Raw genomic sequence first — 11889 nt, forward strand, 5'->3', positions numbered from 1 at the left:
GATTAGCAGCGGGGGCGTAAAGATTCTCTAAAAAGCGGGGCCGTGGGCGTAAACGGGCTGTATGCGGGCTGTATGCAGTTTTACTGCCGGCGTGTTGCGTGGAAATGCCGCGCATGTGCTTTTGTTACAAAATTGAATCGTGCTTTCGGGGGCAGGGGTTTATATTGAAAACGTCTCCGCTTTCAGTCAGCCTTGCCATGTCAGACGAAAAAGATCCCCAGCAGCCCCCTTCCGCCGATCCTGCAACGCCGGCGCGGCCCGACCGTGTCGGCAGGGCACCCGATGACGACCACCGCGCGCGCGATGCGGCACCGCGCTACTTGAAGGATAACGACACGCCGCTGGCGCTGGCCTGGCGCGTGATCACATCGCGCTACCGTTCCATGCGCGACAAGGCCAGCCGCGATTTCATGCGGCGCACGCTGCGCATCGGCATCTCGGCGCGCATTTTCCACCCCGAACCAGGCGCCACTGGCCTGCGCAGCAAGAACCTGCAATACCTGGAAGAGTCGATTGCGCAGTGGGTCATGTCGCGCGATGTGCTGGTGTTCATGATTCCGACGGTCAATACCAGCGGCTTGCTACACCCGAGCAACATCACCTTGCGTCACTATGCGCGCCACCTGGACGGTCTGGTGCTGCAGGGCGGCGCCGACGTCTCGCCGCAGACCTATTCCGAGACGGCCACGCGCCCCGAATGGAGCGGCGACCGCGCGCGCGACCTGTACGAACTGGAATTGCTGCACGAATTCGTCGACGCGGGCAAGCCCGTGCTGGGTATTTGCCGCGGCTGCCAACTCATCAACGTGGGCTTTGGCGGCACCTTGTACCAGGACATCGCCTCGGACGTGGAAGGCGCCACCTCGCACGTCAACGACCTGTATGACCGTCACCGCCACAGCATCGCCTTCCCGAAAGGCTCGTCGCTGGCCGGCATGTTCCCGAAGGCGGGCGAGGCGCTCGTCAATTCCATCCACCATCAGTCGGTCAAGGATTTGGGACGCGACATCACCGTGGAAGCGTATTCGCAAGGGGACAATATCGTCGAAGCCATCCGCTACCAGCGGGCGCGCTTCGTCATGGGCTTGCAGTGGCACCCGGAATTTCATTCGGCGGGCGGGGTCGAACTGCTCGATTGCACCCCGATCCTCGATAACTTTTTGCGCGCGGCGCGGGAGACGCGGTTTTGAGTACGCACCTGACGCGCCGGCGCACCTTGCTGGCTGGCCTGCTGGCACTGCCCCTGACGGGCTTGCGCGCCGCGCCGCACCCGCGTGATAGCGTGCTGGCGTTTGCGCTGACGTCCGCCGCGCGCGCCCGCACGTTCAAGATGCGAGTGGCGCCAGCCATTGCCGAGCAGGTGCTCAAGGCGGCGCGCAAGGATGCGGCGCGACCCGTGCACCTGATGGCCGAAGTGCGCACGGGCGGCTTGCTGAAGGGAGAAGGCGGACGCGAGACCAGCCAGCAGGCGCAGGAAGACTGGCGCCAGGCGCGCTTGCAGGCGCTGGCCTGGAGATTGTCGGGCGAGCTGGCGCATTTCGAGGCAGCGCGCCAGTTGCTGCTGGCCTGGAGCGGTGCTTATCAGCCATCGTTCAGTCCCGTCGACGAGACGGAGCTGGCCAGCCTGCTGATGGGTTTTGACTTGATACAGGAACGCTTGAACGGCGTGGAGCGCGAGCAGGTGCAGGCGTTTTGCCGCACCCTGGCGCGAGGGTATTTGAGCGATCCCATCAAGGTGGGCGGTCCGTCCACGGCACGCAACAACTGGCATAGCCACCGCATCAAGATCGGCACGGCCGCCGCGTATGTCACGGGCGACGTCTTGCTGATCGCGCGCGCGAAAGAGCGCTTCCTGGCGCACGTGCCGCGCAATATCGGTGCTGGCGGCGTACCCTTCGATTTCGAACAGCGCGACGCCCTGCACTACACCACCTACAGCCTGGAGCCGCTGCTGACGACGGCCCTGATGGCGCAGGCGCATGGCGACGACTGGTATGACGCGCCGGAAGCGCGGCGCCTGGCCGAGGCGCTGGCCTGGCTGGCGCCGTACGCGCAGGGCAGAAAGACGCACGAGGAATTCGCAAAGAGCGCCGTGCCGTTCGACCGCAAGCGCGTGGCCGCCGGTGAAAAGGGATTTACGGGGAATTGGGAGTCCAAGGGCGCCGCCAATGTGTATCTGCTGGCGGCGCGCTTCGACCCCGCTTACCTGCCCCTGGCGCTGGAATTGCGTCCGCCAGCCTGGGCGCTGGCGCTGTACGGTGCTTAGTGAGAACTTAGCGTTAAAACTTCGTGCGCACGGTGAACATCACATTGCGCGGTTCGCCATAAAAACCTGTTCCGAACAGGCCCAGACCCGTCAGGTATTTTTTGTTCATCAGGTTGTTGACGTTCAGGCTGGCCGTGACGTTCTTGCTGATCTCGTAGCGCGCCATCAGGTTGACCAGTGCATAGCTGCCCTGCTGCAGGCGCGCATTTTCGTTGGCGGCAGGGTTCCAGACCTCGCCGTGGAAACTGCTTTGCCAGGTCAGGCCGCCGCCCACCGTCACTTTGTCCAGGCTGGCCGGCAGGCGCCAGCTGCCTTGCACTCTTGCCAGGTGGGCCGGCTGCGTGGTTTTCATCGTTTCCGCGAACACTGCCTTGCCATCCTTGTCGCGCACATGCGCATACGTGTAGCCGGCGCTCAGTTTCACATCCTTCAGCACCTCGCCTGTTACTTCCATTTCCACGCCGCGGCTGGTGACGCCATCGATGGCCTTATACACTAACTCACCGTTGACTTCGCCCACAGGGCTGGCCACATTGCTTTGGCGGATCTGGAACAGGGACGCGCTGGCGTTGGCCTTGCCATCGAGGTACTCCGCCTTCACGCCCGCTTCCATACCCTTGCCGCGCACGGGTGCGAGGAAGTTGCGGTTGATGTCGCGGTTGCTCTGCGGCGCGAAGATGCTGGTGTAGCTGCCGAACACGGAATAGGTCTTGTCGAGGTCATACACGACGCCCGCATACGGCGTGATGACGCCGCTTTCGTCCATGCGCGTATGGCTGGGCGTGGCATTGTCGAATAAGCTGCGCTTCTGGTCCATCTTGTAGTTGCTGATCCGCGTGCCGACGATCACCGATAGCGCATCGCTCGGGCGCAGGCGCACGGCGCCATACAGACCGCTCTGGCGTGTGCTGTCGTTGTCGTTTCCCTGGTGTTCGAACGCCGGCTCCGCATACTGGCCGCGCCAGTCGAAGTAGCTGCTGTCCAGGGTCGGATAAACCGAATCATAGACGGGACCATCCTGTTTTGCCGTCGAGGTGGAATAGCCGAACATCGCTTCATGCTGGCGGCCGAACAGGGTAAACGGGCCGCTGGCGTCCACGTTGAAGGTGGTCTGGCGGCGGTCGCCCGCGTATTTGCCCATGTAGAAGCTGGCGCCTTCCCCTGTGACTGGGTTAGGATAGCCGCCGCTGACCGAGCTCAACACGCTGTCATGCTTGCTGCGCAACTGGTTGGCGCTCAATTTCACTTTCCACGCGTTGGCGAACGTGTGTTCCAGCGACGTGAACAGCGTGGTGTTCTGCATGTCGCGGCGGCTCCAGTCGGTGGCAGGATTCCACGAGGTGGGGAAATCCGTGCGCGTGCCGTCGGAAAACAGCAGAGGAAAGCCCGTCCAGGTGGAGCCGCGCGGCTTGTAATCCTGGTGCGTGAAGCCTGCCGTCAGCAGGGTGACTTGTGTCAGGTCCGCCTCGACGATGCCGTAGGCGACTGATTTTTGCTGCTTGTAGCGGTCCAGGTAGGAGTGTTTGTCCTGGTAGGCGCCCACCAGGCGGCCGCGCACCGTGCGGCTGTCGTTCAGGGGGCCGGAAACATCGACTTCGCCGCGGTAGTTGTCCCACGATCCTGCGCCCAGGGTTGCCGAGCCCTCGAAGTTGGCGGTGGGGCGCTTGCGCACCATGTTGACGGTGGCCGACGGGTCGCCCGAACCGCTCATCAGGCCCGTCGCGCCCTTCAGCACTTCGATGCGGTCGTAGATGGCCATGTCGCTGTTCGTCGTGCCCCAGTCGTAGACGCCGTCATAGATGGCCGACACGCCGTCGTACTGGAAATTGGTGACGGCAAAGCCGCGCGCCTGGAAGCTCCAGCGGTCGCTGTCGTAGTTTTGCACGCTCACGCCATTGACGTTCTTCATGACGTCGGAAACGGCGTTGCTGTTCTGGTCATCCATCTGCTGGCGCGTGACAATGGTCAGCGACTGCGGCGTTTCGCGTTGCGTCAGGGCCAGGCCTGTGGCGCCGCTGGCGGGGCCGCCCGTATAGCTGCCCGTGCCGCTAGTGGCGGCGTTGCGCTCGGCTGCCGCGACCACGGTGACGCCGCTCATGACGGCCACGCCGCGGCTGTCCGCCGAGGGAGTATTCGCGCCGGCGGGGATCTTTTGCAGCAGGTAGCCGCCATTCGCCTGCGGCACGGCTTGCAGGCCGCTGCCTGCCAGCAGCACGCGGAAACCATCCTGCAAGCTGTAGCTGCCTTGCAGCCCGGCGCTGCGCAAGCCTTGCGTGGCATCGCTGGAGAACGACAGCAGGATGGCGCTGTCGCTGCCGAAGCGCGTCAGCACGTCGCCCAAGGAAGCTGCGGGGATGCTGTAGCTGCGCACTTGCCGGGTTTGCGCCTGAGCTGATGCCGGCAGGGCCAGGGCCATGCCGATCTGCGACAGGGCGCAGGCCAGGACGGTGCGGGTAAGGAGGGAACGCGAAGCGTGGTGCATGGAATAAAACCTTTCGTGGATGCGCAAGATGGAGACTACCTGTCTACCAAGTCACGCGAGCACGGCGAAACAGCTCACTTTGCAGAAAATACTTTTTTTCAGCGCGCCGCCAGTTCGATCCTGACGACTTGATGGCCCCAGAAGCGCGTGACGGTATTGCGCTGCAGTTGCAAGCTGGCACTGACGGCGTCGAGGATGGCATTGACATCGGCCAGTGGGTAGGAGCCGGAGACGCGCAAGCCGGCGATGGCCGGCGCGCAGGCCAGCGGATGGTTGCTGTAGCGCGACAGCTCGGCGAGGAAATCGGCCAGGCGCATGTCGCGCGCCACCAGCATACCATCGAGCCAGGCGCCGCCATACGGCGCCAGCGCCTGGCGGTGCACACCCATGTCGTCGAAATGCGCGCCTTCGCCGGGACGCAGCACCAGGCGCTGTGCGCCATCGCCGGCCAGCACGGCGACTGCCCCTTCGAGCACGCCGGCGCTGGCGTATTGCTGGTGCAGGTGCACGGTGAAACGCGTGCCCAGCGCCTGCAGGCCGCCGTGCGGCGTGCCGACGAAGAAGGGACGTTGTACCGCATCCTTGCCGGTGGCGATGAAAATTTCGCCGGCCAGCAGTTCAATACGGCGCTGTGCACCGTCATAAGCGATGTTGACGGCGCTGTTGGTATTGAGCGTGAGCTGCGTGCCATCATTCAGGGTCACCACGCGGCGCTGGTTGACGCCGGTGCGATAGTCGGCCGTCCAGCCGCGCCATGGGCTGCGGCGTTCCAGCGCATACAGCGAGGCGCCGCAGCCCAGCAGCAGGGCCAGCGTCTTGACGGCATGGCGGCGCGGCGCGTTGGCTTGCACGCAGGCGCGCAGCAGGGTCGCGTGCATGGCGGGCGGCAGATGCTCGTGCTGCGTTTGCAACTGCTGCCACGCTTGCGTGGCGCTACCGGCCCGCTGCAGATGGCGTTTCACCGTGGCCAGCGAGATGCCGAGCTGGCGCGCGATATCTTCCTGCGGCAGCTCATCGAGCTGGCGTAGTAAAAAAGCCCGTTTGACGGGAGGCGGCAAGCCGTCGAGCATGCGGTCGAGTTCAAACACGGTGGCCAGCAGCATTGCCCGATCCTCCGGCGACGGTGTGTGCAGGGGCGGCAGTTGCGTCAGCACGTCGAGGTAAGCCTGTTCGAGTTTCTGGCGGCGGTAATGGTTGAACAGCACGCGCTGTGCGACGGTAACGAGCAAGGCGCGCGGCGCGCGCGCGGCGACGGCGTCTTCGCGGTCGAGCAGGCGCATGAAGGTGTCATGCGCCACATCGGCCGCGCAAGCCGTGCTGCCCAGCTTCTTGCGTAGCCAGCCTTGCAGCCAACCGTGGTGGTCGGCGTACAGTGTAGCGATGTCCTGGCGTTGTAGCGGCTTTGCCAGCGGCATCGCATTCCCCTTGCATGGCCGGTCCGGCTGGACTGGTGTTTTTAAACAATAATAAGAATCATTCTCACTTATTGTAACAAGCGGGGGCGGATGCTGTAAATGACGGGGGGATGGGGTGTGGTTTTTTGGGTTGCGTTGTTGGGGTAAAAGTCACGATGCCTGGCCAAACCGGCGCGCAGCAGGTTTGGCCAGGCATCCTCAATAATTCATCGGCTCGCCGCGGAAGCAGCGGATGGCAGAATCGACCATGCCCTCGGCGCTGCCCTGCAGGCTGTGCTGCTTGCGCAAGTATTGCGCGTCGCTCCATTGCTTGGCCACGTCCGACAGGTGTTTCAGTGCTGGCGTGCTGCCCAGTGCCTCGGCGTGCGGCTCCATCTTGCGCAGGGTGGTCATGATGTCTTCGCGCAGCGACATCGTTTCGTAGGTTTTCGGATGCGTGATGGCGCCGTCGAGGCCGAAGCGGCAAGCCTGGAAGCGGTTGTAGTTATACACGAGGTAATCGTCTTCCACGGGCGGCGTTTCTTTCCGCTCCAGCAGGTAGCGGCACAGGGCTTGCAGGTAGGCGGCCAGCGCGGCGGCCCGCTCCACCGTCAGCGGCGTGTCGCACACGCGCAGTTCGATGGTGCCGAATTCCGGCTTGGGACGGATGTCCCAGTAAAAGTCCTTCATGCTCTTGATGATGCCCGTGTTCTCCATCTTGGAGAAGTACTCATTGGAGAACTGGTCCCAGCTCAGCGTAAACGGCGCGCGCCCGCTCATGGGGAAGGCGAACACGGAGTTCAGGCGCGCTGAATCGAACAGGGTGTCGCGTCCCTGCACGTAGGGCGAGGAAGCCGACAGGGCGATGAAGTGGGGGATGTAGCGGTTCAGCGAATGCAGCAGGAACATGGCATCGTCGCCCGAGGCGCAGCCGATGTGCACGTGCTGGCCGAAGATGGTGAATTGTTTGGCCAGGTAGCCGTACAGTTCCGAAATTTCCTGGAAGCGGGGCTTGGAAAAGATCTTTTGCGACGACCATTGCTGGAACGGGTGCGTGCCGCCGCCCGCGATGCCGATATTGAGCTTGTCGCCGGCCGTGATCAAGGTGTCGCGGATTTCCTGCAACTGCGCCAGCAGGGGGCCGTGATGCGTGTGCACGCTCGAATTAATCTCGATCATGCTCTCGGTGATTTCCGGCGTGACGTTGCCGGGGAACGGTTTTTTATTCAGCAGATGCAGCAGGTCGGGGCTGGCGGCCGTCAAGTCATAGTCCGACAGGTTCACCAGTTGCAGTTCGAGTTCGACGCCGAAGGTCAGCGCGGCCGATTGGCCAAAGGGTTCCAGCGGCATTTAGCGCTCCTTGATTTCGTGGGTTTCTTTGGCCAGCATCAGCACGCGCTGCACCAGCACGGGGCCGACCAGTTCCAGGCCCAGGGTGACGGCGGCCAGGGCGTTCAATTCGTCGCCGAAGTTCACGCCGTGCTGGCGCGCGTGCTCGAGAAGCAGGATGATGAAGACGGAGACGGGCGTCAGTGCCACGCCTGTCAGCACGCCCTTGCGCCAGGAAATGCCGCTCACATGCGAAAACGCGGCCACGCCAACGACTTTGGTCAGCAGGCGCCCGCCAACGACGGCCAGTGCCAGGCCCGCGCCGGCCGTCACGCTGGCCCATTCCAGGGTCGAGGCGGCATACACGAATAGCAGCACCGTCAGCAGCTCGCCCAGCGCGCCGAAATTGCGCTGCGCCTGGCTGAAGGCCACGCGGCGGTGGCGCGCCACCAGGCCAAACGTCAGGGTGGCCAGTAGCGGCGACAGGCTGGTGGTGTAGGTCAGGGCGACCAGCAGCATCACCGACAGTGCAAATGCGACGGTGGCATCCTGCGCCATATTGCCCAGGCGGCGAAGCATGGCCGGCACGACGATGCCAAAGACGGTGCCGGCGGCCACCGAGGCGGCCAGCACGGCGGCGCTGCTGCTGCTCGCCTCGATCAAGTCGGTGGAACTCTGGAACATCCAGAAGCCGACGATGATGTTGAACGTGAAGACGGCCAGTACGCAGTTGAGCGCCGTCAGGTGGACGATGCGTTCCGTCACCTGGCCCGAGCTGCGTTCCTCGTTGATGACGCGCATGATGGTGGCCGGCGAGGTGGACATGGCCAGGGACGCCAGCAGCAGCGCCGTCATCGAGGTGCTGCCGAATTCGATGCCGATGAAGTAGACGACGGCAAAGGTCAGCAGGGATTCGACCAGGCCCGTGACGGCGATCCACGGATTGTTCTTCAGCCAGCGCAGGTTGATGCGGTAGCCGACCTCGAACAGGATCAAGCCGAAGGCCACGTCGGCCAGCACCAGCATGGGGCCGGCGTCCGTCTGTGGCAGGATGCCCACCTGCGTCTGCGCGAGGACGAAGCCGATCACGCCGTAAAAACTGATGCGCGGCAGGCCAGTCCAGCGGTGGCCGAATTCGCCCACCACCCAGGCCAGGGTAATGGCGAACGGCCAGGACAGGTCGGCGGCGATCGAGATCAGACTTTGCATGCTCATTCCTTTGAAATAGCGCTGGCACCAGCCGGCAGCGCGGAGGCTGGCGCGGCAATGTCGTGGTGCAGCGATGGTGCATTGTTTGCGCAGAGCGATGCGCCGATTCTACCGGAGCAGAAGGCGCGCACGATGTGCGCAATCGAACAGAGTCGTGGCCATGGCGGCCGCGCACAGGATGCAGCAGGTTAGGGCCGGGCTGGTATCAGCGTATGGTACCCGCCCGCAGCGGAGAGGCTCCGCACGGTAGTGCCGTGTGCAGTGTACGACATGGCGGCCACCTGCCGCCATGGACTTTTTGTCGTGCGTCTTTATTTACTGAGCAGACGCATACCCCGTTCCAGCCCGTCGATCGACAGGGGGAACATGCGGTTGTTCATCAATTGCCGCATCACGCCAATCGACTGGCGGTATTGCCACAGGCCTTCTGCTTCCGGATTGAGCCAGATGAATTTCGGGAACGCCTGGGTAAAGCGCGCCAGCCACGTCGATCCCGCTTCCTCGTTGTCGTATTCGACACTGCCTCCCGGCTGCAGGATTTCATAGGGGCTCATGGTGGCGTCGCCGACGAAAATCAGCTTGGTGTCGGACGGGTACTTGCGCAGCACGTCCCAGGTGGGAAAACGCTCGGCGTTGCGGCGCCGGTTGTTCTTCCACAAAGTGTCGTAGACGCAGTTATGGAAGTAAAAGAACTCCATGTTCTTGAATTCCGTCTTCGCCGCCGAAAACAGTTCCTCGGTGCGCTCGATATGGTCGTCCATGCTGCCGCCCACGTCAAACAGCATCAGCACCTTGATGCGGTTCTTGCGCTCGGGCCGCATCCGGATGTCGAGGTAGCCCGCATTGTTGGCCGTGGCGGCAATGGTGGCGTCCAGGGCCAGTTCGTCTTCCGCGCCTTCGCGCGCGAACTTGCGCAGGCGGCGCAAGGCTACCTTGATGTTGCGCGTGCCCAGTTCGCGCTCGCCGTCGTAATCCTTGTAGCTGCGCGCTTCCCACACTTTCACTGCCGTGCGGCTGCCGCCCTTGCCGCCGATGCGGATGCCTTCCGGATTCGTGCCGCCATTGCCGAATGGCGAGGTGCCGCCCGTGCCGATCCACTTGCTGCCGCCCTCGTGGCGCTCCTTCTGCTCCTTCAGCAGCTGGTTCAGGCGGTCCATCAGCTTGTCGTAGCCGAACTTCTCCAGCTGCGCCTTCTGCTCCTCGGACAGTTCGCGCTGCATGCGTTTCAGCAGCCAGTCGAGGGGAATCGCCGCGTTCGTCTCGAAGGCCGCGTTGACACCCTTGAAGTACTGGGCAAACGCGCGGTCGAACTTGTCGAAATGGGCTTCATCCTTGACCAGGGTCAAACGTGACAGATAGTAGAAATCGTCCATCGAAGCATCGATGACGTTCTTTTGCAGCGCCTCAAGAAGCGTCAAAAATTCCTTGATCGAGACGGGAATCTTCGCATCCTTGAGCGTGAAGAAGAAATCGATCAGCATGGCGCTTCCTCTGTCGCTGCCTCGGTCCCCTCACCTCCTGCGCAAGGCAGGGCGGCGATAGGGCGCTGCGCCAGCTTGTAGCGCAGATGGGCGGCAATTTCCGGCCACTCGCCGCGCGTGATGCTGTACATGACCGTGTCGCGCACGGTGCCGTCGCGGCGCAGCGCATGGTGGCGCAGCACGCCATCCTTCTTCGCGCCCAGGCGTTCGATGGCCGCCTGCGAGGCATGGTTGAAGTTATCTGTGCGAAAACCCACCAGTGCGCAGCCGAGCGTGTCGAAGGCGTGCGCCAGCAGCAGCAATTTGCAGGTGGTGTTGACGTGGCTGCGCTGGCAGCGCTTCGCATACCAGGTGTAGCCGATTTCCAGGCGGCCAATACTTGCTATCACGTCGTGGTAGCTGGTGGTACCGAGCACCTCGCCGCTGGCCGCGTCGACGACGGCAAAGGCGAAGCGCGAAGGGCGCATCTCGATGCCCTTGAAAATGTACTGGTCCACCTGGTCCGGTTCGGGCACGGAGGTGACGCGCAGTTTCCACAGCTCGCCATCCGTGGCCGCCGCGCGCAAGCCGGGCGCGTGGTGCGGCGCCAGCGTTTCGAGGCGGATACCGTGCAGTTGCAGGGGCACGAAGACCTTGTCCGGGCTGATGTCGTTCACCGGCGCTCCTTAGCGGTTGGTGCGCGACATGAACATCAGGCGCTCGAACAGATGCACGTCTTGCTCGTTTTTCAGCAGCGCGCCATGCAGCGGCGGTACGACAGCCTTGTTGTCCTTGCTGCGCAGGGCTTCGGCCGGGATGTCTTCAGCCAGCAGGAGCTTGAGCCAGTCGAGAAATTCCGAGGTCGACGGTTTTTTCTTCAGGCCCGGCACATCGCGCACTTCATAGAAGGTTTGCAGCGCCTGCGCCAGCAATTCCTGTTTCAGGTGCGGGTAGTGGACGGCGACGATCTGCTCCATCGTGTCCTTGTCCGGGAATTTGATGTAATGGAAGAAGCAGCGGCGCAAGAAGGCGTCCGGCAATTCCTTCTCGTTGTTCGAGGTGATGATGACGAGTGGACGATGGCGCGCCGTGACCATTTCGCGCGTTTCGTAGACATAGAATTCCATGCGGTCCAGTTCGCGCAGCAAGTCGTTGGGGAATTCGATGTCGGCCTTGTCGATTTCATCGATCAGCAGCACCACCGGTTCGGGCGCCGTGAACGCCTGCCACAGCACGCCCTTGACGATGTAGTTCTGGATATCACGCACGCGCTCGTCGCCCAGTTGCGAATCGCGCAGGCGCGACACCGCGTCGTATTCGTACAGGCCCTGCTGCGCCTTGGTGGTTGATTTGATATGCCATTGCATCAGCGGCATGTTCAGCGCGGCCGCCACTTCCTCGGCCAGCATGGTCTTGCCCGTGCCCGGTTCGCCCTTGATCAGCAAGGGGCGCTGCAAGGTCAGCGCCGCATTCACGGCCAGTTTCAGGTCGGCGGTGGCGACATAGCTGTCGGAACCATCGAAGCGTTGGCCTTGCTGGGTGTGCTGTGCTTGCATGAGCGGTCTGCCAAAGTAGGGAAAGGGAGAGTATAAACAGAACTGTGGCGCACCGCCACGCGGACGGCCTGTGCCCGCAGGGCGATTGCATGAAGGATTAGTGCTCGGTTTGGCCGTAGGGCAAAAATATTGCTTGTAAACCTGCCAAGAAAGGCGTTTACTTTCAATATTTGGACGCGCAAATGGCAAACGA

Annotated in this window: 9 protein-coding genes and 1 pseudogene; 2 read left to right on the forward strand and 8 right to left on the reverse strand. The window is 62.9% G+C overall.

What is annotated here, in order from left to right; all coding sequences use genetic code 11:
- Positions 1-197 precede the first annotated feature (197 nt).
- Together ACQ4W7_RS14515 and ACQ4W7_RS14520 are read left to right on the forward strand one after the other, a co-directional pair.
- Positions 198-1190: a gamma-glutamyl-gamma-aminobutyrate hydrolase family protein gene (locus tag ACQ4W7_RS14515; RefSeq protein ID WP_436531330.1), complete on the forward strand. Its 993-nt coding sequence runs from the start codon at positions 198-200 to the stop codon at positions 1188-1190.
- Positions 1187-2266, forward strand: coding sequence for an alginate lyase family protein (locus ACQ4W7_RS14520; protein ID WP_436531332.1), 1080 nt, complete (start codon positions 1187-1189; stop codon positions 2264-2266). Before ACQ4W7_RS14515 ends, ACQ4W7_RS14520 begins: the two co-directional genes overlap by 4 nt.
- Positions 2267-2279: 13 nt before the next feature.
- Here the strand turns inward: ACQ4W7_RS14520 and ACQ4W7_RS14525 are convergent, their stop codons facing one another.
- The 8 genes and pseudogenes from ACQ4W7_RS14525 to ACQ4W7_RS14560 all read right to left on the reverse strand — a co-directional run bounded on the left by ACQ4W7_RS14525 (position 2280) and on the right by ACQ4W7_RS14560 (position 11696).
- On the reverse strand, positions 2280-4748 hold the full coding sequence (locus ACQ4W7_RS14525; protein WP_436531334.1) for a TonB-dependent siderophore receptor: 2469 nt from the start codon (positions 4746-4748) through the stop codon (positions 2280-2282).
- A gap of 98 nt (positions 4749-4846) precedes the next feature.
- The gene (locus ACQ4W7_RS14530) at positions 4847-5626 is read right to left on the reverse strand and encodes a FecR domain-containing protein (RefSeq protein WP_436531351.1); all 780 of its coding nucleotides are present in this window, start codon (positions 5624-5626) and stop codon (positions 4847-4849) included.
- Positions 5627-5680: 54 nt separating this feature from the next.
- Positions 5681-6163, reverse strand: a pseudogene (locus tag ACQ4W7_RS14535) (sigma-70 family RNA polymerase sigma factor); the annotation flags it as partial.
- A 198-nt stretch (positions 6164-6361) separates the two neighbouring features.
- Complete coding sequence (locus ACQ4W7_RS14540; RefSeq protein WP_436531336.1) at positions 6362-7492, reverse strand: YbdK family carboxylate-amine ligase; 1131 nt, start codon at positions 7490-7492, stop codon at positions 6362-6364.
- Positions 7493-8680, reverse strand: a complete 1188-nt coding sequence (locus ACQ4W7_RS14545) for a cation:proton antiporter (protein ID WP_426072010.1) — start codon at positions 8678-8680, stop codon at positions 7493-7495. It lies immediately after the preceding gene.
- A gap of 311 nt (positions 8681-8991) precedes the next feature.
- Entirely contained in the window at positions 8992-10161 is a 1170-nt protein-coding gene (locus ACQ4W7_RS14550; protein WP_436531338.1) for a vWA domain-containing protein, read from the reverse strand.
- The gene (locus ACQ4W7_RS14555) at positions 10155-10817 is read right to left on the reverse strand and encodes a GNAT family N-acetyltransferase (protein ID WP_436531340.1); all 663 of its coding nucleotides are present in this window, start codon (positions 10815-10817) and stop codon (positions 10155-10157) included. Before ACQ4W7_RS14555 ends, ACQ4W7_RS14550 begins: the two co-directional genes overlap by 7 nt.
- A 9-nt stretch (positions 10818-10826) precedes the next feature.
- Positions 10827-11696: an AAA family ATPase gene (locus ACQ4W7_RS14560; protein ID WP_426072013.1), complete on the reverse strand. Its 870-nt coding sequence runs from the start codon at positions 11694-11696 to the stop codon at positions 10827-10829.
- Positions 11697-11889: the final 193 nt, after the last annotated feature.

The sequence above is a fragment of the Janthinobacterium algoris genome (assembly GCF_051380935.1).
Taxonomy (GTDB): Bacteria; Pseudomonadota; Gammaproteobacteria; order Burkholderiales; family Burkholderiaceae_D; genus Janthinobacterium.

Coding starts and splice junctions, on each gene's coding strand:
- ACQ4W7_RS14515 (WP_436531330.1), top strand. CDS start 198: ATGTCAGACGAAAAAGATCCCCAGCAGCCCCCTTCCGCCGATCCTGCA.
- ACQ4W7_RS14525 (WP_436531334.1), bottom strand. CDS start 4,748: ATGCACCACGCTTCGCGTTCCCTCCTTACCCGCACCGTCCTGGCCTGC.
- ACQ4W7_RS14530 (WP_436531351.1), bottom strand. CDS start 5,626: ATGCACGCGACCCTGCTGCGCGCCTGCGTGCAAGCCAACGCGCCGCGC.
- ACQ4W7_RS14540 (WP_436531336.1), bottom strand. CDS start 7,492: ATGCCGCTGGAACCCTTTGGCCAATCGGCCGCGCTGACCTTCGGCGTC.
- ACQ4W7_RS14545 (WP_426072010.1), bottom strand. CDS start 8,680: ATGCAAAGTCTGATCTCGATCGCCGCCGACCTGTCCTGGCCGTTCGCC.
- ACQ4W7_RS14550 (WP_436531338.1), bottom strand. CDS start 10,161: ATGCTGATCGATTTCTTCTTCACGCTCAAGGATGCGAAGATTCCCGTC.
- ACQ4W7_RS14560 (WP_426072013.1), bottom strand. CDS start 11,696: ATGCAAGCACAGCACACCCAGCAAGGCCAACGCTTCGATGGTTCCGAC.